The sequence below is a fragment of the Streptomyces sp. NPDC060184 genome, assembly GCF_042728795.1.
GTDB lineage: Bacteria > Actinomycetota > Actinomycetes > Streptomycetales > Streptomycetaceae > Streptomyces.
The window spans coordinates 78,745-99,111 of the sequence record NZ_JBHWYX010000018.1 but is presented as its reverse complement, the minus strand read 5'-3'; the positions used below and the strand labels follow the sequence as shown (position 1 = coordinate 99,111).

Sequence of the window (20,367 nt, the reverse complement as noted above, 5' to 3'; positions counted from 1 at the left end):
GAGCCCGCACGGCCCGGCGGTGTGCGGGGTGGCCGGTCCCGCGTCAGGCGTGCAGGCGGCGCAGCAGCCGGTGGGCGGCGTACACGGCCAGGGCCGCGACGGCGAGCAGGATGCCGCTCTCGACGAGCTGGAGCGGCCAGTAGTGGGACTTCGGGTGGTAGTCGGCGTACCTGCGGGTCACGCCGAGGGAATCCAGGCAGTCGCCGAACTTTCCGCGTATGGGGAAGCAGGTGCCCATCGGGAGCCGTTCTCCGGTGCCGGTGAGGTAGCCCACCTCGGTCATCCACGCGTCCCGGGGGAACGGGTTGGACCGGGCGAGCGCGTAGGGCCCGTGCACGACCGGCCAGAGGTGGCCGCGCACGTTCTGCAGTACGTGGACCGCGATGCCCTGGGCCGCCGCGGCGAGGGCCATGGCCGCGAAGGCGCGGCGCAGCAGCAGCCCGGCGAGGGTGCCGAGGGCCAGCCCGCAGAGCGCCTGGGCGAAGGGGTAGACGCCGGTCGTGCCGTACACGCTGGTGTCGTGCCAGTACAGGGGGTGGAGCGTGCCCCGGGTCGAGAACCAGGTGCAGACGGTCGTCAGCACGAGCGTGCACGCGACGGTCAGTGCGGCGGGGACGGCGAGTTTCGCGGTGAGCCAGCGGGCGGGGGACACGGACTGGGTCCAGGCGAGGCGGTGCGTGCCGCTCTCCAGTTCGCGGGCGAGGGCGGGGCCCGCCATGAACGCCCCGTACGCGGCGGACAGGACGGCCGTCAGCAGTGCGACCACGCTCAGGGAGTGGTTCAGGCGGTACTGGCTGTCGTCGTAGGCGCGGGTCGACCGGGTGCAGGCGTCGGTCGTGACGGTGTCCACCCGGCAGCCGGTGCGGGCGAAGACGTCGGCGTCGTGGCCGGCCCAGAGGGCGACGGCGACGAGTCCGGCGGCGGTGAGCGCGGTGAGGAGGATCAGCAGCTGGAACGCGCGCCGGTGCTGGCGGACGACGAGCCGGGCGGGCCCGCGCAGTCCGGCGGAGGCGGTGGTGCGGGGGGACGGGCGGGGCGGGGCGAGGGTGCTCATGACGCGTTCACCGTCCGGGAGTCTTCGTCGAGGGGACCGCCGGAGCGGGCGAGGGGGCCGGTGAGGGTCAGGGCCGGGGCGTCGGGGGAGCGGAGGTGCGCGAGCAGCAGCTCTTCCAGGGACGGGGCGGTGACCAGCCAGGCGTCCCGGTCCACCGGGCCTTCGGGGCGTACGAGGGCGGTGACTTGGCGGCCCGTGGTGCGGGACTCGACCACGGTGTGCGGGGTGAGGGCGGCGGCCTGCCCGGTGAGGACGGCGTGCGCGGCGAGGATCTCCTCGGTGTCCCCGGCGAGCCGGATCCGGCCGCCGTCGACGAGGAGGAGGTGGTCGCAGGCGCCCTCCAGCTCGCTGAGGATGTGCGAGGACATGACGATGGTGGTGCCGCGCTCGGCGGCCTCGGCCATCAGCAGTCCCATCAGCCGGTGGCGCACGAGCGGGTCGAGATCGGCCATCGGCTCGTCCAGCAGGAGCAGTTCGGGTTGTTTGCCGAGGGCGAGCGCGAGGGCGAGCCGGGTGCGCGAGCCGCCGGAGAGGGTGCGGACCCGGGCGGTGCGCGGCAGGTCCCCGGCGAACCGCTCGGCGGTCTCCGTGTCCCAGCTGCCGGGGTTGAGCTCGGCGCCCGTCAGCAGGGTCTCCGCGACCGTCAACTGCCCGTAGAGCGGCTTCTCCTGGGCCACGTACCCGATGCGGGTGCGGGCGTGCGCGGGTGTGGTGCCGAGTACCCGCAGGGTTCCCTCGGCGGGCCGGAGGACCCCGGCGGCGAGGGCGAGCAGGGTGGACTTGCCGGCTCCGTTGGGGCCGACGAGGGCGGATATCCGCCCGGTGGGCAGCCGGAAGGAGCAGTGGCGCAGGGCCCACGCGTCCTTCCCTCGCCGGTACGTCGTGCCGAGGCCGTCGGCCTCGATCGCGGCGGTGGTCATGCGTTCGTTTCCCCCTCGATTGCGCTGTCCGGCCCGCGCGCGCTGTCCAGCCCCCAGGCGCTGTCCAGGAGCGTGCCGAAGAGCGCGGTCATGTCGTCGCGTTCCAGTCCGGCGGTGCGCGCCCGGCCGATCCAGTCGGCGAGTTCGGCGCGCAGCGGTGTGTGGGCGTTCTCATGGGCGGCGCCGCCCAGGGTGCGGCGGACGAAGGTGCCGAGGCCGCGCCGGCCCTCGACCAGTCCTTCGCGTTCCAGTTCGCGGTAGGCCTTGAGCACCGTGTTCGGGTTGATCGCGGTGGCTTCGACGACCTCGCGTGCGGTGGGCAGCCGGTCGCCCGGCCGCAGGACGCCCAGCCGGAGCGCCTGCCTGGTCTGCTGGACGATCTGCAGATAGGTGGCTACGCCGCTGCGCCGGTCGATGCGGAACTCGACCGCTGCGGACTCTGCCATGCGGTCAACACCCTTTCACTAGTTGAGTAGTGAAAGGGTGGGGTAAAGAAGGGGCGGCGTCAAGTGACGTCGCCCCTGGGAAAGTTGAGAGTGTGGGTGATCAATGCGGCGCTACCGCACCGAAGATGACGAAATCGCGTTCGGAAAAGGGGAGGGTTACGACTCCGCGCGGAGGGCCGGGACGCCGTGCGGCGGGCGCGACTCCGTGCCGCCGGGCACCACTTACGACTCCGTCCGGTACATCAGGTCGGTCTCGTGCGTGGTGAAGCCCATCCGCTCGTACACCGTCACGGCCGCCACGTTGTCCGCGTCCACGTAGAGCATCGCGTCGGGCAGCCCCTCGGCGGCGAGGTGGCGCAGGCCGATCGCGGTGAGTGCCTTGCCGAGGCCGCCGCCCTGCGCGTCGGGCCGGATGCCGACGACGTAGACCTCGCCGAGGTGCTCCTCGGCGTGGACCTTCGTCCAGTGGAAGCCGATGAGCTCGCCGTCGCGCTCGGCGAGGAAGAAGCCCTTCGGGTCGAACCAGGGCTCGGCCTTGCGGTCGTCGAGGTCCCGTTGGGTGAGGCCGCCCTGCTCCGGGTGGTGGGCGAAGGCGGCGCTGTTCACGGCGAGCCAGGCGGCGTCGTCCTGGCCGGGGACGAAGGTGCGGACGGTGACGCCCTCGGGCAGTACCGGTTCGGCGATGTCGAGCGGGACCAGCGGGCGGCGGAGCTGGCGCAGCTCGCGGAAGAGGCTGAGCCCGAGGACCTGCGAGAGGTGGCGGGCGGCCGGGCCGCCGCCGTGCGCCCACACCCGCAGCCGCTTGCCGCTGGCGGCGAGGAGGGCGGCGCCCAGGGCCCGCCCGTGGCCGTGGCCGCGCTGTTCGGGGAGGACGACGAGCTCGGCGGCCGGGGCCTCCACGGGGTCGGTGTCCTCCAGCTGCGCGTACCCGGCCAGGATGCCGCCGCTGGTCAGCAGCAGGTGGCGTACGCCGGTGCGGTGGCCGCCCCGGAGGTAGAGCCGTCCCTGTTCGGAGACCGCCTGCCGGCCGTCGGTCCGGGCGGCCTCGGCGAGCAGGTCGAGGACGGCGTCGGCCTGGACGGGTGCGAGCACGTCCAGCGTCTGGATCTCGCGGCCGGGGGCGGGGAGGGGTGCGTCAGTCGTCATGCTGTCGAGCGTACGGCGGACGGCCCGCGCGACGGCGGTACGGGCGGGTGGCGGCGGTACGGGCGCGCGGCGGGCCCTCGGCGGGAGGCGGCGGCCCGTCGCCGGCGGGTGGTGCGCCCGGGATGGGCGATATGGCTGACGGGCACCGTTTCTGACGGGAAAGCAACCAGCTCGTAACCCCGAAAGCCTGTCGCGCTACGCGCGTTGACCTTAGGCTGCGGCACGAAAGACACAGACATGTCAACACCATGTGCCTCACGCTGAACACTCACAAGGGGACCGATGTCAGCGACTGTGAAGAAGAACCGCGCAGCCCGGCGGCTGCTCGCCCTGGCGGCCGGTGTGGCCACGGTGAGCGCGCTCGCCGTGTTGCCGGCCGGTGCCCACGGCCGTGGCGACGACCACGGCCACGGCAAGAGCTCCGGCCACGGCCGGCCGGCCGACAGGACGGTCGACGTCCAGCTGCTCTCCTTCAACGACCTGCACGGCAACCTGGAGCCGCCGACGGGCTCGTCCGGCACGGTCTCCGAGATCCAGGCGGACGGCACGACGAAGTCGGTGAGCGCCGGTGGCGTCGAGTACCTCGCCTCCTCGCTGCGCACCGCGCGCAAGGGGCACCCGTACTCCGTCACGGCGGCCGGCGGCGACATGGTGGGCGCGAGCCCGCTGCTCTCCGGTCTCTTCCACGACGAGCCCACCATCGAGGCGCTGAACGGCCTGGACCTGGACGTCACGACGGTCGGCAACCACGAGTTCGACGAGGGCATCGGCGAGCTGACCCGCCTCCAGAACGGCGGCTGCCACCCGGTCGACGGGTGTTACGAGAAGGGCAAGAAGTTCCAGGGCGCGGACTTCCCCTACCTCTCGGCCAACGTCACCAGCGAGAAGACCGGCAAGCCGGTCCTCAAGCCGTACTGGGTGTGGAAGAAGAACGGCGTCAAGATCGGCTTCATCGGGGTGACCCTGGAGGGCACGCCGAACATCGTGACGGCCAACGGCGTCAAGGGACTTCAGTTCCACGACGAGATCGAGACGGTCAACAAGTACGCCAAGGAGCTGGACCGCCAGGGCGTCAAGTCGATCGTCGCGCTGATCCACGAGGGCGGGGCCCCGGCCTCGGGCGCGTACAACTACGACTGCGACAGCCCGGGTGCCGGTGCCGGTGTCTCCGGTCCGATCGTGGACATCGCCAAGGGCATCTCCCCGAAGGTCGACGCGCTGGTCACCGGCCACACCCACACCGCGTACGTCTGCACCATCCCGGACCCGGCGGGCAAGCCGCGCATGGTCACCTCGGCGGCGTCCTTCGGCAAGCTCTACACGGACACCACCCTCACCTACGACCGCCGGACCAACGACATCGTGCGCACGTCGGTGAAGTCGGCGAACCACGTCGTCAGCCGTGACCAGGCCCCGGCCTCGGACATGACCGCGCTCATCGCCCGCTGGAACGCGCTGGCCGCCCCGATCGCGAGCCGCCCGCAGGGCTACATCTCCGCCGACATCAACGGACGCGGCTCCACGGCACTGGAGAAGCCGCTCGGCGACCTGATCGCCGACGCCCAGGCGGAGGGCCTGGCCCCCGCCGACCAGGGCGGCGCGCAGGTGGCGTTCATGAACCCGGGCGGCATCCGCGCCGACCTCGTCTACGCGTCGGCCTCCGGTGAGGGCGACGGGGTGGTGACGTACGGCGAGTCGTTCACCGTGCAGCCGTTCACCAACATGATGAACGTCGTCGACCTGTCCGGCGCCAACCTGATCGCCGCGCTCCAGCAGCAGGTCAGCGGCCTGAACGAGGCCAGTCCGAAGATCCTCCAGGTCTCGAAGGGGCTGACGTACACGCTGGACCTGACGAAGACCGGCGCCGCCCGCGTCTCTGCGGACAGCGTCAAGCTGAACGGTGAGGCGATCGACCCGGCGAAGACCTACCGCGTCGCGATGAACGAGTTCCTCGCGGGCGGCGGCGACGGCTTCCCGGCCCTCGCCCTCGGCACGAACAAGCTGGTCGGCCCCTCCGACCTGGACCTGTTCAACGCCTACCTGGCGGCCCACTCCACGGCCTCCGCCCCGCTGGCCCCGCCGGTCACGGACCGGATCACGATCGTGCAGTAGCGGTTCCGCAGTTCCGTAGTTCCGCGGTGTGGGGGCGGTGGGCCGAGGACGGCCCACCGCCCCTTTCGCTGCGAGCCCTGCCGACGCGCTACAGGCGCGAACCGAGGGATCTGCGTGGACTGCTCGACCGCTTGACGGTCGGCGGAGCCCCCAGTTCGCCGCCGAGGTCCGTCGACGCGTCTGCGGGAAGTTGCCCGTCCGGGGCGGAGCCGGTGTTCCGGGCACTCGGTGCGACGCGTGGCTCCGGAACCGCCGCGCCCTCCCCGTTCGTCATGGACGGGCATGAGCGAGAATCCGTTGGTACGCGCATGAGTGCCGTCGATCGCCCCAGCGACACACCCGGCTGCCTTCTCGCCGGACTCGGCGCGGTGGCCGCGCCGTTGCTGTGGGCGCCGAAAGCGGCCATCAACGTCGACGGCGGGCTCGAGGGCCACGCACGGGACCTGAGCGTGCTCTACCTCGATCTGCCGCTGATCGTCCTCGGCGGGGCCCTTCTTCCGGTACTGGCCTGGGCGCTGACGCGCCGCTGGACGTACCGGCCCTGGGTGCCGGTCCTGGTGGGGGTGGCGGCCTTCGCCCTCGGGAGCTGGGGGCTCCTGGAGTGGTGGGAGCCGCGCGGGGAGATCTGGGGCGACGCGTAGGGCCCGCCGCCCCGACCTCCCGCGCACGGACCGCACGGACCGCACGGACCGCACGGACCTCCCGCGCGGCTCCCTTCCTCACCGTCCCGACGCGTACCGGGGGAAGGCGACCGTGAGGGCGAGCAGGAGGGCGGCGGTGCTGACGGCCCACGCTCCCGGGCTGGAGGCCGGGTAGAGGGTCAGCGCCCACCAGGTGTGGGCGTCGAGGCCGTCCGGGGTGTGGGTCCGTCCGAGTGCGAGGTCGACGACGAGGTACAGCAGCGCGACCGCGGTGCCCGCCGCCTCGTTGGCGGCTCGCCGGACGAGGAGGGCGAGGGCGAGCAGCACGAGGACGTTGCGGGCGACGGCCATGCCCGCCGACGCCCCGGCGGCGAGCGCCAGCGCGCCGGTGAGCAGGACGGCTCCCTGGTCCAGGAGCCGTACCGGTACCACCGCGGTGAGCTCCGCGTCGGCGAGGCGCCGTTCCAGGCAGTACATGACGGCGATGACGGCGAGCAGCGGCGTGAAGTGGGCGAGCGGGGCGCCGTTCAGGCCGTTGCTGAGGCTGGGGACGGGGACGTCGACGGTGCCCGCGGTCGTGCACACCAGGACGAGGAGGGCGAGGGCCAGGGGCGGGACCCACCACTGCCGTACGGCGACCAGGTGGCGGTTCATGACACGGCCCGGCAGTGCCGCCCGCTGACCGCGGCGTCGGTGAACCAGGTGGCCTGGGCGGCGGCGGGCCGGGCCCGGACCTTCTGGAGCGCTTCCCACTCGGGGGGCGGCAGCGCCGCCTGTACGGACCGCGCGTCCACGCCGTCGACGAGGGCGGCCCAGGCGGCGGCGGTCGACCCGGGCCGGCGGCAGTCGGTGCGCCCGGCGGTCGCGGCGGTGCCGGTGACGGCGGATTCCGCGAGGTCGGCCGCGTACTGGTCGGGGGAGGGCGGCCTGCCTTCGCGCGGGGGCGGCGACCAGTACAGGGGCCAGGTGCCCGGGGCGAGCGGCCGTTCGGCGGAGGCGAGGCGCAGTTCGCGGGGGGCGGGTATCCCGGCGGCGGCGAGGCGGCGGACCGGTTCCAGGATCTCGTCGCGGATCGTCGCGGCGTGCGGGGCGTACTCCGGCGGCACGCAGACGCGGGGCGCGGATCCGACGCAGGTCAGGGCGGTGGTGCGGGGGGTGCTGGGGGCGGTGTCGCCCCAGTCGATGACCAGCGCCCGGCCGGTGGCGAGGGTGGCGGCCACGAGGGCGACGGCGGCCACCGCGGCGAGCGGGCGGGGGCGCAGCGCGGTGGCGGCCTGGCAGGCGAGGACCAGTCCGGCGACGACACCCCAGGGCACCAGGTAGGCGGCGGGGGAGCGCAGGTCGGTGATGGTCGACATCCGGTCGACGTAGCCGCCCATGTGCCGGACCCAGAGGGCGTCCATGGAGGCCGGCATCGACAGCCAGGCCCAGCAGACGAGGGCGACCGCGGGGGCCGTGACGCTCGCGGGGGCGACGCTGCCGAGGCGGCGGCCGATGAGGAGCCAGCCGAGGGAGATGACGAGGAGGTGGGCGACGGCGAGCCATCCGGCCGCGCCGCCGGGGAACACACCGGTCTCGTGGTGGGCGATCGCGAGTGACGCGGCGACGAGGACGAGCAGCAGGGCGAGGACGGGGGACGCGGACCGCAGGAACCGGCGTACCGGTCCGCGCAGGGCGGTGCTGTCCAGGGCCCGCAGGACGCGGTGGCGTCCGGCTTCCCAGGCGGCTGCGGCGGCGACGGCGGGGGCGATCACCACCAGGGCGCGGGCGGCGAGTTCGCCGGATTCGACGCCGTATCCGGACGGTTCGGTGAAGACGGCGTCGTCGATGTAGAGGGCGGCGTAGACCAGGACGGGCAGGAGCAGCCAGGGCGCGGAGGACGAGCGCAGGTTCGCCCAGGAGACCCTCATTCGCCGGCCTCCAGGAGCGAGGCGTACGCGCTCTCCAGACGTCGGCCCGGAGCGCAGTCCGGTGCGGCGTGGGCCTCGAATTTCCCCACGGTGCCGCGGAATCGGGGCTTCCCCGCTTCGAGGACGACGACTTCGTCGAATGCCTCGTCCAGATCGGTGATGTCGTGGGTGGAGACGATGACGTGGACCCGGCCGCGCAGTTGGATCAGAATGTCGAGAAAGCGTCGTCGTTGTTGCGGGTCGAGTCCGACGGTTGGTTCGTCCAGGAGTAATAATTCCGCGTCGTGGACGAGTGCTTGGGCGATGGCGATCCGTTGCCGTTGGCCGCCGGACAGTGTTGTGGTCTTGTGGTCGGCCTTTTCCGCGAGACCGACCGTGTCGATCGCTTTCGCCGCCGCTTGCCAGGCGTCGCGTTCCCGCATTCCTTTGAGCCAGCCGACATGGGCCACGTGCTCGCGGCAGGTGAGTCCGGAGAGGAATCCGGGATGCTGGGGCAGCCAGGAGACTTTCTTCCGGTATGCGCCGGCCTGGCTCCGCTCGGAGGGATCGAGCCGGCCGTACCGCACGTTCCCCGCGAGCGGGCGGTAGGCGCCGGCCCCCAGGGTGAGCAGGGTGCTCTTTCCGGCCCCGTTGGGGCCGAGGAGGACGGTGTGGCCGGGGGAGAAGGCCAGGTCGAGCCGGTCGAGAACCGGCCGGGACCTGCGGCCGTAGCCGAAGGTGCAGGACTGGTAGTGCAGGGGCATGGACTTCTCTCATGTGCTGGTAGGGGCCCGTGCGCGGTGGTGGGCCCCCGGGAAGGCGGGCCCACCACCGCGCGGCGGGCGGAGGACGGAGCAGGAGGGCAGGTACGCGTCGACGTCCGGCACACCCGGTCCGGCAGACCCGGTTCGGCACACCCGGTTCGGCGCGGAACCGCCGGTGGACGGGCCCGCCCGCAGGTGGCCACCCGTACGGAACCGTCAGTACGTGATGGTCAGCGAGTTGACCCACACGTTGACGCCCGTCATGCCGGAGTTGACGACGAAGTAGTACGAGCCCGAGCCGTGGTCCACCCAGGTGCCGGTGGACACGGCCGTGGAGCTGGTGAAGCAGTTGGTGAAGTACCCGTTGACGTACGCCGGGTCGATACCGAGGACGTCCTTGCGGAGCAGGATGTGCATCCCGGTGTCGGTGTAGTTGTCCCGGCAGCCGGTGAACTTGATGACGGTGGTACCGCCGCTGTCGTTCCACCGGGAGGACTCGAATCCCGGACTGACGTTCGACAGGTAGCTGGTGTAGCTCGACGCCTCGGCGGGCGAGGCGACGAAGCCGAGGACGGCGGTGGCGCCGAGAACGGCGACGCCTGTGCGGCGACTGGAATCACGCAGAGCCGCTAAGCGCGAAGATCTCATGTTCTTCCTCCCGTTGTTCCTGCACGGACAGCGCATGCTAGGTACGCGCCGAGATCGAGAACAACGTCCTTTCCGAGCTTGTCCGTTTCTCGCCGACGCCCTATCGGGCCATGGTGGCGTGAAGCGTAGGGAAGCCGGAAAACCGGAGGATCACCGGTGGGGAGCGGATGGAACGACTCCGGAGTCGGGGTTTCTTGAACCGGAACGCGTAGGGTTAATTCCTTTTCTCTTTCGCTCGGGCTCCGACATGCGGAGTATCTCGCACGGTTGTGGGCCGGTGGGGCGGAATTACACATACGACTCCGAAACGCGCCGTTGCACGCCGGGTGCGCGCCACCCGGCGCACGGGCCCGGCCGGTGCGTCGGCCGGCCGCCCCGCCGAGGACCCGCCCCGGTGGGTGCGGCTCGGGCGGGGCACGGCCGTCGGCTCTGTTTCAGGCCCAGTTCGGCCGGTCGGAGCCCCAACGGGTGGGCGCCCGGCGCCACGTCGCGGGAGCACCCTCGTAGCCGATCGGGGGCACGGCGTGGCGCAGCGACCCGTAGGCCGACGGGGTGTCCGTGAGCCAGGCCTCGGGGTCGTAGTCGTCCGTCCCGGTGTGCACGGGGGTGGGGACGATGCCGTGCGTCAGCCAGGCCGCGGTGCCGGCCAGGGAGAAGCGCAGGTGCCGTCCGGCGCCGTCGGTCCGGCGGTCGCTCAGCGCACGGAGGACGGCGGCGGCGAGCAAATACCCGGTGCCGTGGTCCAGCGCCTGCGCGGGCAGCGCGCCGGGGCGGCCGTCGGCCGTCGCCTCGATCGTGGAGATACCGGTACCGGCCTGGACCAGGCTGTCGAAGCCCCGGCGGTCCGCCCAGGGGCCGGACCATCCCCAGGCGCAGAGCTGGGCGACGATCAGGCCGGGGCGCCGGGCCAGGAGCGCGTCGGGGCTCAGCCCGTGCCGGTCCAGTGCGCCGGGACGGTAGGCGGTCACCACCACGTCCGCTTCGGCGAGCAGCGCCTCGAAGGCCCGGCCGTCCTCGGGGGTGGCGAGGTCCAGCAGGGTGGAGCGCTTGCCCTGACCGGTGTCGGCGTGCGCGTCCTCGTCCTCCCGGAGCCAGGGGGCGTCCACCCGCAGCACGTCGGCGCCCAGCAGCGCGAGGGTGCGGGAGGCGACGGGCCCGGCGGTGACCCGGGTGAGGTCGAGGACTCGCACCCCTTCGGCCGGGAGGGACGCCGGGGCCAGGGGGCGCGGGTCGCCTCCGTCCACCCGCCTCCGCTCGACCAGGGGGTGCCCCGCCGGGGCGGGCTCGGCCGCCACGGCCACGGCCAGACCGTCCGCGGCGTGGACGGTCTCCTGGATCTCCCGGGCCGGGCGCGACGCCAGCTCCTTCGACAGCGCCTCCACGAGCTCTTGGTCCCGCCCGGTGTCCGCGATGCCGAGCGCGCGGAGCAACCGCTCCCGGTGGTGCGGGTAGTTGGCGTGGGTGCGTACCCATCCGTCGGACGCCTGCCAGAACCCGGACAGCGGGGCGAAGGAGGGGGACGTCCGGCCGTCGATCCGCAGATGGCGCTCGCTGACGAACGCGGTGGCCACCGCACCCTCGTGCACCCGCACCGCGGGCACCGGCACGCCGTTGCGGAGCGCCAGCAGCTCGGCCGCCGCCAGCGAGGCGGCGCCCACCGTGGCGCGGGCGAGCTCCCGCACCGGCAGACGGGACGGCAGGACGGCACCGGCCCCGACGTAGGACACACCCGTCACCAGGTCGTCCCGGCCTCCCAGCGCGGCCCAGGCGTGTGCGACAGCGGCGTTCTCGGTTTCGGTCATCGGGCCATTGTGCGACAGGGGGTGTGCGGCCCACAGGTGGACGGGTGGTGCGATGTCGGCCGAATACCAGGGGAGTTGAGCGTCGGGACCGTGAACAACGGGAGTGCCTTCCGGGGGTGGGTCGCCCTCCGTTCGTCATGATCCTGAGGGGGACGGGACGGCCGGGGGGGGGCGTACGGTGGTTCGATGTTCGACCGCATGGTGATCGAGGTGGTGCCGCGAGGACGCCGGTTCCGGGCCCAGCTGCGGTTCTGGGTGAACGGCGAGGACGTGGTCGAGGCGGCGGTCGGCGCGGGTGGACGCGGCCCGTACGCGGCCGACGTACTGCCGCCCGGTGTTCCCAGCCCTCTCCGCGCGACCGGCGAGGCACACCGCCTGGTGCTGGGGGAGCCGGAGTGCACCGGCGGTTGCTGCGGGTTCCTGAGCGTGGTCGTGCAGCGCCACGGGGGGATCGTGGAGTGGTCCCACTGGCAGGTTCCGTGGGAGGACGGTGGCACGCCCTACCCGCCGCCGGAGCTCCACTTCGACGCCGTTCAGTACGACGCCGAACTGGCACAGGCCGCAACGGTCCCCTGGTGGCAGGCGGACGCGTAGGGCCTTTCGTACGGTGTGGCCCCAGCCCGACCGTCCCCGGGTCCGGTCACCGCCGCAGGCGGTGCAGCAGCACGGCGAGACCGGCCGCCGCCGCCCGGTTCTGGTACGGGCGGAGTCCGGGCGCGCCCTGTGGCGCGGGCCTGCGGGCGTTCAGGCGCCAGTGGCCGCAGAGCGCGGCGAGGAACGCGGTGGTGGCCTCCGGATCGGCGGTCGCCGCCGGGTGTTCGTCCAGGAGCCGTGCGACGGCCGCGGGTTCGTGACCGGCGAGGACGAGTTGCGGGGCGAGGGAGACGGCGTCCACGCAGGCCGGTCCGGTGGTGGCGTGGGCCCAGTCCACGAACATGACGCCGCGGAACCGGTCGCGCACCATGTTGTCGGCCCGCAGGTCGCCGTGGACGATCCGGTCACCGCCGGCCGACGAGGGCCACCGCGCTTCGACTGCGGCCAACAGGGGCAGCAGGGACCGGAGTTCGACGGGAAGGTCGTCGGGCGGGTCGGCCAGCAGCACGTCCCAGCCGTGGAGCCGGGCCACCCCGGAGGGTGCGTTCCCGACGGCCGCCCGGTACGCGGCGGGAGCGGGATCCGCGGTGAGCCCGGCCAGGAGATCCCGGACCACCGTGGCGTCCCCCGAGCCTGGGGAGAGATCGGGGTGCGGTCCGTCGAGATGCGCGACCACCACCGCCGTCCACCCGGCCCGGTGGTGGACACCGACGAGCGCTGGTGCCGGGGCTCTGGGCGGCAACGCGCCCAGCACGGCTGCCTCGTGGAGGTTGCCGACCGTCAGCGGGTCATCGTCCGGAGCGGCCTTCACGAAGAACCTCCGGCCGTTGTCCAGGAGCAGGACGGCGGCGAGCTGATGGCCGAACCCGCCGTCAGGCGTACGGACTTCGGCCACAACGCCACCGAGCGCCGCCTCCAGGCGGGCCCGGAGCGGGGCGGGGACGTCGGCCCACCGCAGGCGACCGGGTGGCGGGGGTGGGGGTGGGGGCATGGGGTGCACCTTGCTGAGAGGGGGAGGGGAGAGCTTCGAGCCGATCTTGTTGGCCGAAGGGCCGTTGCTCACTAGCTTCTGTCCTGGACCTCGGGTGGAGGCGCCGGTGGGAAGAAGGTGCGCCGAAGAGGGCGGAGGAGCAGCGGTGCGGTCTGGTCTGTCGGGTGTGCGTGCGTGGAGTGTGCGGCGCAAGGTGACGGCTTACGTCTCGGCGCAGGGCCCCCCGATGCGGTCCGGCCCGCCACCGCCGAGCCCCGAGGACTACGTCCGCCCGAGGGTGAACCACACGGCCTTGTGGCCGGGCAGACGACTGTCGAGCGAGGTGGTGCCCCAGGCGAGCGCCAGGTTCTCCACGATCAACAGGCCGCGCCCACCCATCCGTTCCGTGCCGGTCCGCTGTGCGGCGAGCTCCTGGACGGCACCCGGATCGTGGTCCGCGACGGAGACGGTGACGCGCTTCCGGTTCACCGCCACGTGCACTCGAATCAGTGACGAACTGGTGTGCCGATATGCGTTGGTGACCAGCTCCGTGACGCAGAGGCGCGCGTCGTCCACGAGTCCGCCTCGCTGCTCCCGCTCCAGCAGCGAGGCGACGAAATCCCTCGCGATGCGAGCCGCCGACGCGGTGTTCGGCAGCGTGAGCCGGTACCGCTCGCCGCCGAGCGGGTCGGGCGGTGTGGGGATCGGGGTGGCGGTGGTCATGGGCGTACTCCCGTCGCTCTCGGGTGGGTGGCGCTCTGCACCGGTAGGGGTCCGTGGCGATGGCCGTAGCCTGGAACGCCCTCAAGGCGCGCGTGTACGGCTGCACTTCGGGCTGTTTGACCTGAAAGCCGGTGCTGTGAGGAGACACTAGCGCGCGGTCTCACTTGTGCACCCGAATCGGCTCATTAAGTGACCGAATGGATTACGGTGAGGCCGCCAACGAGACTGTGAGCCGACCAGAGGAGAGCGTCATGCCACCGAGAAAGGCGCCCACGGCCCGGCAGTGCCGCGTGGGGATCGAGCTGCGCAAGATGCGTCAGCAGGCGGGGCTCGCCCTGGCCGAGGCGGCGACCTTGCTCGGCGCGGACCGTACCGCCATCAGCAACACGGAATCCGGGCGGTTCGGGGTGAGTGGTGATCGGGTGCGTGCCTGGGCCGGCGGCTACGGATGCCCCGACAGCGCCTATGTGGAGGCCCTGGCCGCGATGGCGGAAGAGCGGGTCAAGGGCTGGTGGGAGGAGTACCGCGGCGAGTTCTCCAGTGGGGCCCTGGATCTGGCGGAACTGGAGCATCACGCGGTCGGCATTCGGTCGATGCAGGTGATCTACCAGCCGGGTTTGCTGCAGAACGAGGGATATGCCAACGCCGTGTTCGACCAGGCGGTGCCGCCACTGAGCCCGGCGCGTCGGCGGAGGCTGCTTTCGCATCGATTGAGGCGTCGGGACGTTCTCGATCGGGTCGATGCGCCGGTGTGTACGTTCCTGATTCACGAAGCCGCGCTCCGGATGGTGTTCGGGAGTTCCCGGGTGGCTCGCGGTCAGCTCGATCATCTGCTCCAGGAGTCGGAGCGGGAAAACGTCGTGGTCAAGGCGGTTCCCTTCGCTGCGGGCGGCTTCCCGGAGACCGGCAGCGCGACACAATACGTCTACGGCCCGGTACCGCAGCTGGATACCGTCCAGATGGACACGGCGACCGGGCCCGCATTCCTGGATTCTGAGACCCGCCTCGTCAACTACCGTGCTGCGTTGGACCGGGTGGAGGAGCTGTCGCTCGGGCGGGAGGATTCCAGAGACTTCATTCGAAAGATCGCATCAGAAGTGTGAAGGCGTGAGAACCATGGAAATTCAGTGGCGTAAGTCCTCCAAGTCGTCGGCCCCTGAGGGCAACAACTGCCTGGAGCTGGCCGAGCATGACGGCGAGATCCTGCTGCGCGAGAGCGACAACCCGGACGTGGTCGTCCGGACGACGCGCGTCAAGCTCCGGGCCTTCCTGGGTGGTGTGAAGGAAGGCGAGTTCGACGACCTGGCGTGATCGCGCCGCTGGCTTTATCGCGGTACGCGCTTCGAGCGGCCCTCACCGGCGCAGGTGGGGGCCGCTTTCGATTTACGTACAACATGTGTAGCGGTCAGAGGTTCACTCGTTAGACGTCAAACTCTTGATACCGGGGGATGCCGGGCGCTAGCTTCGTACTGCTCGGCCGTCGCTCGCGTGGCGGTCAACTCCCTGAGCAACTGCGCCTGTTGAGGGAGATGAGCCCGTGCGCCCCTGCTCTGCGGCTCGTCACGCCGGTTGCGGGCGGGGGCGTCCTCGGCGCTGACAAGGAGGTCACCCCGTGCACGACTCGCAACCCCCGGCCGCCTCTCCGCCGAGCCTCTTCCGCTGTGAGCGGGTCACCTACCGCACGGTCGAAGTCGACCAGATCGTGGATGCCGCGCACTGCACCACCCGGACCGCGCTGGCGGCGATCCGCTGGGTGCGGGACCAGGTGCGTGCCATCGCCGCCCAACTCCCGCCCGGTGAAGCGGTCGAGGCCCGGCGCTGGGACGAGGGTGGCGGCTGCATCGGGGCGCTCGGCGCGCTCCACCGGGGCGAGGCGTGCGGGTTCGCCCTGCGGCACGGGGACACCTGGAGCGAGTGGACGTTACGCCCGTGGGGTGAGGCGGACCGGCTGGTCCGCGCGGAGGTGGGTCCCGGTGTCCGCTGCGAGGGGCTGGGCGTGGTGCTCGGGCTGACGGACGACGGCGGACCGCGCGACCGTCGCTGAGCCTTGGCGCTTCCACCGCGGTCCGTCGCGTCGGCTCGACCGGGTGGATACCGGCCCGGTGGAAACCGGCCGGTGTGGACTCAGCCGGGGTGATTCCGGCTCCGTCGGCCTCCGGAGCCCGGCGAAGGGGCCCCGGGACAAATTCCCGGCAGCCCGGCCCGTACCCGGCAAGAATGGCGCGGTGTTGATCGCGCAAGCCGTCCTGGAAACCTCGAACACCGCCGACTTCTCCCTCTGGCCGGTGGCCGACCTGCCGCCCTACGGGTTCATGGCCCTGTCGGGTCGTATGTCCTCGCTCGAAGTCGGCACCGCGCTGGCCGTTCTGGCCGACTGCAACGCGCGGGCGGACGACGACGACCTCCCCACGGCCGATGCCGCTGAGGCGGTGCGGGGCCTGTTGGAGACGGACATGGTGATCGCGCCAGGAGGTCTGCGCGTCCACGACACCCGGACCGATGCCACGGTCGATCCCGGATGCTGCTGCGGCCTGGAGGACTGGCGCGCGTGGCTCGACGTCGCGGACGGGGGAACGGTGTGGCTCGGCCACGACCCTTCACCCCGTCTTGAGCACGCCGACGGAGTCGTACGGCTGTGGCAGGACGGCGCGGACACCGGGAACGCGCTCCCCGGGCAGCTCGTCGAGATCACAGTGGGCGAGATCCCGGCCCTCCTGCGTACCGTGCGGGAGGGGCTGCAGGGCTTCCTCGCGCTCACCGAGCAGTGGGCCGAGCGTCATGTCCCCTCTCTCGCCGCCGAGTTGGTGGCCAGGCTCGACGGCGGCCTGACCATCGGCGCGCCACTGCCGGGGGCCCCTGGCAGGGACGGGACGTGACGGGACCGCGTGCTGCGCGGCGCGGGGCCGTTCATCGAGGGTGCCGCCCGGCCTCGGCGTGGTCTGTTCCGCTCCGCTCCGAACAGACCCGGTCCGGTCGGCCGGGCCGGGCAGCGCGGACGCCTCAGACGCCGAGCAGGTCCACGACGAAGATGAGCGTCGATCCCGCGGGGATCAGCGGGGACGGCGACTGGTTGCCGTAGGCGAGGTGCGCGGGGATGGTGAGCCGACGACGGCCGCCGACCTTCATCCCCTCGACGCCCTGGTCCCAGCCCTTGATGACCCGGCCGCCGCCCAGGGGGAACCGGAACGTCTGCCCACGGTTCCAGGAGGCGTCGAACTCCTCGCCGGTCTCGAAGGTGACGCCCACGTAGTGGACCTCGACCACGGCGCCGGCCTTCGCCTCGGGGCCGTCTCCCACCACGATGTCCTCGATGACCAGCTCGGTGGGAGCGTCGCCGATCGGGAAATCGACCTCGGGCTTCTCCAGGCTCATTGCCACTCATTCCTGCCCGCCGGAAGTCTCCGGTGGGGCGATCAAGCGCCGTACGGTCACTCCGTGCGGCGTCGTGATCACGCTACAGAACTCGCCCGGCGCCCGGACCCGGCACCCCGGGGCGGTGCTGAACGCCGTGTGGCACCGGACCGGCATTCCGCAGCATGATCACGCCCGGGTGACCGCCACCGCGACACGCCCCGAACGCAGCGAAGCGCGGCCCCGCGCGCCGGTGTCCAGGCGCTCCGCGAGCGTCAGCAGGTCTTCGTCGGAGACGATCCGCAGCCCGTTCCCGGCGAGGAGAGCCGCCATCCGCCGCGGCTTCCACAACGAGCGCCACGGCTCCTTCGCCGTCACGGAACCGCTCAGCCCGCGCGCGACCAGCCGGCCCACGGACGCCTTCAGCGACGGGCTCTGGTAGTTGAGGACCAGGGCGCTCCCCGGTGCGGAACGGCCGGACACCGCTCGCACGGTGGCCCGTACCTCGGCGCGCGTCAGGTAGGGGACGACCCCTTCCCACAGCCAGGTCGTCGGCACGGACGCGTCGTGACCGGCGGCCCGGAGCGCGCCGTCCAGGTCGTCGGTGGCGAAGTCGACGGGGGTGAAGCGCACGGAACGAGCCGTGGCGGGCAGGGTGCCGCCCGCTGCGGCCAGGGGGTCAGGGGCGGCCGGGGCCTCCGCGTCGGTCAGCGCCCCCGCGTCGGCCAGGCGGTCCCGTTTGTCCTGCTGGGAGGCGGGGTGGTCGACCTCCCACACGTCCGTCTCCGCGAGCTCCGGCAGCCGCCACGCCCGGGTGTCCAGCCCGGTGCCGAGCACCACCAGCTGGGGGTTCTGGTGGCCGCGCAGGGCGTCGTCGAGGGCGACCGTGCGCGGCACCATGACCTCCGCGCCCGCCCGCACGCGCTCGTACGCCGCCCGGGACGTCCAGCTCCCGGCCTCGGCGGGAGCGCCCGCGCGCACCTCGTCCACCGGGACCCGCTCGGCGGGGCGCAGCAGCCGTACCGCCACCGGGTCGGCGAACCGGCCCACCGCGATCCTGCCGTCCGCCGCCGCCCGCCCCTGGCACACCAGGACCGCGGTGCGGCTCGCCGTACGCTCGATGTCACTCATGAGGGCCAGTGAATACCACCCCCGTACGGCGATCACCGGGCGCTGCGAAGACGGAGGTCTCGCCCGGCCAGGGGCGGGGCCTTCGTCGGTTCCGCGGATGCTGCTTGTCACTCTTACACACGTCAACTTACTGAAGATGTGACCTACTTGGCGCCCCCGTCACTCCTCGGGTCCGCCCCGCGCTGCCGAGGCCCCGACCCGGGGAGTCAGAGACGCGTCAACGTTGTGGGGCAACCCGTCAGAGGTGCGTCAAGGCGGTACGCCACCCCGGTTGGATCTTCCTACCGTCGACCTGGTGAAGATCCGGGAGCGGATCGACGGTGCGGAAACCTGCGGCGATCGCAGCGTGGCACCCCCCACGGGACGGGGCGGTGCGCGAAACCCACGAAGCGATCCGCCGCGCGGCTCCCCGCTCGCCCTGCTCACTCCGCTCGTCGTGCTCACCCTGCTCGTCCGCACGGACCGGCCGGTGCGCGTGGTGCGGGCCCGTCGCCCCCCTCCCGGGGCAGCGGCGGCCGAACGTGCCGCCGCCCGTGACCGGATGAGGGGCAGGGACCCTGGTGCACTCGTACGAAACACCGTCGGAGAAGTCCGACCGGAACCCACTGCTACGCCCGCAACACCACCGCGCGGGCACGGGCTCCGTGCCCGCCACCGCGTCGGCCGCAGCGGTGCTCGACCTCCAGCGGCTGGCCGGGAACGCCGCCGTGACCCGGGCGCTGGGAGGGGACCACGAGCACGGCGCCGGATGCGACCACGGCACACCGGTGCAACGGTCGTCGGTCCTCGACGTGCTCCGTACCCCCGGCTCCCCCGTCGACCCGCGCATCCGTGCCAAGGCCGAACAGGGCCTGGGGACGGACCTCGGCGACGTACGGGTGCACGACGGCCCCGAGGCGCACCGCTCGGCCGCCGAACTCGGAGCCCGCGCCTACACCTCCGGGCGGCACATCGTGGCCGGCCGGCAGGGCCTGGACGAACACACCCTGCTGCACGAACTGACCCACACCTGGCAGCAACAGCGCGGCCAGGTCGCCGGAACCGACAACGGCGCCGGTCTGCGCGTCTCCGCCCAGGGCGACCGGCACGAGAACGAGGCGGAGTCGTACGCCCACCTCCTGGCGAAGGTACCGGCGCCGACGGCGGGCGACGGTGAACGCGTCGACGGCGAACGCATCGCCGGTGAACGTGTCGCCGGTGAACGCGTCGGCGGTGGGCCCGCGTTCGGCGAGCGGCCCGCACCTGCGTCCGCGCACACCGGAGCGTCGGTCCAGCGGGCACCCGAGCGGGACGCGGAAAGCGGGGCGGTGCAGCCGCACGACTACGAGCAGACGAAGCGCGCGCTGAAGCTTCTCGCCAGCATCGTCCCCGAGTCCGTACCCCTCCTCGTCCAGGCGATCGGCAACGGGCTGGCGGAGGACGGCGCCAAGGTCTACGCGAGCGGCGTCGCGCTGAACGGAGCCGTGGGGCTGGGAGAGATCGTCAAGGGGTGCTACGACCTCCGCAAGAACAGCAAGAACCGTCCCGCCGCCTTCCGAGTCCTCTTCGGCCTGCTGAACCTGGGCAGTGCCGTCCTGTACGGCGTCAGCCAGCTCAGCGAACCGCACGCGAAGGCCATCCAGTCCTCGACGGGCGCCGCCCTCCAGGGTCTGTCCTACATCGGAATCATCGCCACCTCCGCGTACGCCGCGGTGGACGACGTGGCGAAGTTCTCGGAGTTCAAGAGGGAGCAGGAGGCCGCCGGAGTCTCCACGGCCGTCTCCCTGCATCCCGGGCAGAACGTGCCACGCCGGAGAAGGGGCACCTCCGCCGCCCCGTCCGTCGTGCGGGAGCCTTCTCGTGCCTCGTCCCCCGTGCGGGTTCCCTCTCCGGCTCCGTCCGCCGAAACCGCCACGTCCCACGAACTGCCCGAACACCTTCGGCTCTCCCTCCCGGAGTTCGAAGCCTTCAGCATCGACGACCGGTTCTGAGAGCAGCTGCGCCGACCCGCCGGGAGCCGAGGAGGCAGGGGTGGCTACCCCTCCCCGGTGGGTAGGCCGAAACCAGGGGACCGGGAAGTGAGCAGGAGAGGGGAGCGGGGCTTTGAACCCTGTATCGGTCGGGATGCTGGCGGCGTTGGCGGGAGGGGCCGGTGGTGAGTGGGGGCGTCAGACATGGGCCGCGCTGAGTGATCTGG

The 20,367-nt window shown here is 72.3% G+C and carries 21 protein-coding genes; 8 read left to right on the top strand and 13 right to left on the bottom strand.

What is annotated here, in order from left to right:
• Positions 1-43: 43 nt before the first annotated feature.
• The 4 genes from ACFWEE_RS14810 to mshD form a co-directional block, all read right to left on the bottom strand.
• Positions 44-1,054, bottom strand: a complete 1,011-nt coding sequence (locus ACFWEE_RS14810) for an ABC transporter permease subunit (protein WP_386889183.1) — start codon at positions 1,052-1,054, stop codon at positions 44-46.
• Positions 1,051-1,974, bottom strand: coding sequence for an ABC transporter ATP-binding protein (locus ACFWEE_RS14805; protein WP_386889182.1), 924 nt, complete (start codon positions 1,972-1,974; stop codon positions 1,051-1,053). The genes ACFWEE_RS14810 and ACFWEE_RS14805 overlap by 4 nt, the downstream gene beginning before the upstream one ends.
• Complete coding sequence (locus ACFWEE_RS14800; protein ID WP_386889180.1) at positions 1,971-2,420, bottom strand: GntR family transcriptional regulator; 450 nt, start codon at positions 2,418-2,420, stop codon at positions 1,971-1,973. The genes ACFWEE_RS14805 and ACFWEE_RS14800 overlap by 4 nt, the downstream gene beginning before the upstream one ends.
• A gap of 222 nt (positions 2,421-2,642) precedes the next feature.
• A complete protein-coding gene (gene mshD, locus ACFWEE_RS14795) occupies positions 2,643-3,566 on the bottom strand; it encodes a mycothiol synthase (RefSeq protein ID WP_386889179.1) in 924 nt (307 codons plus the stop codon).
• Positions 3,567-3,848: 282 nt separating this feature from the next.
• On the opposite strand from mshD, the gene ACFWEE_RS14790 reads away from it, so the two are divergent.
• Positions 3,849-5,678, top strand: coding sequence for a bifunctional metallophosphatase/5'-nucleotidase (locus tag ACFWEE_RS14790; protein WP_386889177.1), 1,830 nt, complete (start codon positions 3,849-3,851; stop codon positions 5,676-5,678).
• Between the two features lie 308 nt (positions 5,679-5,986).
• Positions 5,987-6,319, top strand: coding sequence for a hypothetical protein (locus ACFWEE_RS14785; RefSeq protein WP_386889175.1), 333 nt, complete (start codon positions 5,987-5,989; stop codon positions 6,317-6,319).
• Positions 6,320-6,397: 78 nt separating this feature from the next.
• Here ACFWEE_RS14785 and ACFWEE_RS14780 read toward each other — a convergent pair whose 3' ends face one another.
• The 5 genes from ACFWEE_RS14780 to ACFWEE_RS14760 all read right to left on the bottom strand — a co-directional run bounded on the left by ACFWEE_RS14780 (position 6,398) and on the right by ACFWEE_RS14760 (position 11,422).
• Positions 6,398-6,973, bottom strand: coding sequence for a hypothetical protein (locus ACFWEE_RS14780; protein ID WP_386889174.1), 576 nt, complete (start codon positions 6,971-6,973; stop codon positions 6,398-6,400).
• On the bottom strand, positions 6,970-8,229 hold the full coding sequence (locus tag ACFWEE_RS14775; protein WP_386889172.1) for a hypothetical protein: 1,260 nt from the start codon (positions 8,227-8,229) through the stop codon (positions 6,970-6,972). The genes ACFWEE_RS14780 and ACFWEE_RS14775 overlap by 4 nt, the downstream gene beginning before the upstream one ends.
• Entirely contained in the window at positions 8,226-8,972 is a 747-nt protein-coding gene (locus ACFWEE_RS14770; protein ID WP_386889170.1) for an ABC transporter ATP-binding protein, read from the bottom strand. The genes ACFWEE_RS14775 and ACFWEE_RS14770 overlap by 4 nt, the downstream gene beginning before the upstream one ends.
• Positions 8,973-9,188: 216 nt before the next feature.
• Positions 9,189-9,620, bottom strand: a complete 432-nt coding sequence (locus ACFWEE_RS14765) for a hypothetical protein (protein ID WP_386889169.1) — start codon at positions 9,618-9,620, stop codon at positions 9,189-9,191.
• Between the two features lie 434 nt (positions 9,621-10,054).
• Positions 10,055-11,422, bottom strand: a complete 1,368-nt coding sequence (locus ACFWEE_RS14760; protein ID WP_386889167.1) for a CoA transferase — start codon at positions 11,420-11,422, stop codon at positions 10,055-10,057.
• A 186-nt stretch (positions 11,423-11,608) separates the two neighbouring features.
• Between ACFWEE_RS14760 and ACFWEE_RS14755 the strand changes: the two genes are divergently transcribed.
• Positions 11,609-12,016 (top strand): hypothetical protein, encoded by a 408-nt coding sequence (locus ACFWEE_RS14755; RefSeq protein WP_386889166.1) that lies wholly within the window; start codon positions 11,609-11,611, stop codon positions 12,014-12,016.
• A gap of 46 nt (positions 12,017-12,062) precedes the next feature.
• On the opposite strand, the gene ACFWEE_RS14750 is transcribed toward ACFWEE_RS14755, so the two are convergent.
• Both ACFWEE_RS14750 and ACFWEE_RS14745 read right to left on the bottom strand, forming a co-directional pair.
• On the bottom strand, positions 12,063-13,007 hold the full coding sequence (locus ACFWEE_RS14750) for an aminoglycoside phosphotransferase (RefSeq protein WP_386889164.1): 945 nt from the start codon (positions 13,005-13,007) through the stop codon (positions 12,063-12,065).
• A 261-nt stretch (positions 13,008-13,268) separates the two neighbouring features.
• Complete coding sequence (locus ACFWEE_RS14745; protein WP_386889163.1) at positions 13,269-13,709, bottom strand: ATP-binding protein; 441 nt, start codon at positions 13,707-13,709, stop codon at positions 13,269-13,271.
• A 251-nt stretch (positions 13,710-13,960) separates the two neighbouring features.
• Between ACFWEE_RS14745 and ACFWEE_RS14740 the strand changes: the two genes are divergently transcribed.
• The 4 genes from ACFWEE_RS14740 to ACFWEE_RS14725 all read left to right on the top strand — a co-directional run bounded on the left by ACFWEE_RS14740 (position 13,961) and on the right by ACFWEE_RS14725 (position 16,585).
• A complete protein-coding gene (locus ACFWEE_RS14740) occupies positions 13,961-14,812 on the top strand; it encodes a DUF5753 domain-containing protein (protein ID WP_386889162.1) in 852 nt (283 codons plus the stop codon).
• 13 nt (positions 14,813-14,825) lie between these two features.
• Positions 14,826-15,020 (top strand): DUF397 domain-containing protein, encoded by a 195-nt coding sequence (locus ACFWEE_RS14735; protein WP_386889161.1) that lies wholly within the window; start codon positions 14,826-14,828, stop codon positions 15,018-15,020.
• Between the two features lie 301 nt (positions 15,021-15,321).
• On the top strand, positions 15,322-15,753 hold the full coding sequence (locus ACFWEE_RS14730; RefSeq protein ID WP_386889159.1) for a hypothetical protein: 432 nt from the start codon (positions 15,322-15,324) through the stop codon (positions 15,751-15,753).
• Positions 15,754-15,934: 181 nt separating this feature from the next.
• Positions 15,935-16,585 carry a hypothetical protein gene (locus tag ACFWEE_RS14725; RefSeq protein WP_386889158.1) on the top strand — a complete coding sequence of 217 codons (651 nt, stop codon included), beginning with the start codon at positions 15,935-15,937 and terminating at the stop codon, positions 16,583-16,585.
• A gap of 124 nt (positions 16,586-16,709) precedes the next feature.
• Here ACFWEE_RS14725 and ACFWEE_RS14720 read toward each other — a convergent pair whose 3' ends face one another.
• Together ACFWEE_RS14720 and ACFWEE_RS14715 are read right to left on the bottom strand one after the other, a co-directional pair.
• Positions 16,710-17,081 carry an FKBP-type peptidyl-prolyl cis-trans isomerase gene (locus ACFWEE_RS14720; RefSeq protein ID WP_386889157.1) on the bottom strand — a complete coding sequence of 124 codons (372 nt, stop codon included), beginning with the start codon at positions 17,079-17,081 and terminating at the stop codon, positions 16,710-16,712.
• Between the two features lie 168 nt (positions 17,082-17,249).
• Entirely contained in the window at positions 17,250-18,191 is a 942-nt protein-coding gene (locus ACFWEE_RS14715) for a class I SAM-dependent methyltransferase (protein WP_386889155.1), read from the bottom strand.
• A 644-nt stretch (positions 18,192-18,835) separates the two neighbouring features.
• On the opposite strand from ACFWEE_RS14715, the gene ACFWEE_RS14710 reads away from it, so the two are divergent.
• Positions 18,836-20,161 carry a DUF4157 domain-containing protein gene (locus tag ACFWEE_RS14710; protein ID WP_386889153.1) on the top strand — a complete coding sequence of 442 codons (1,326 nt, stop codon included), beginning with the start codon at positions 18,836-18,838 and terminating at the stop codon, positions 20,159-20,161.
• The last annotated feature ends 206 nt before the right edge of the window (positions 20,162-20,367 follow it).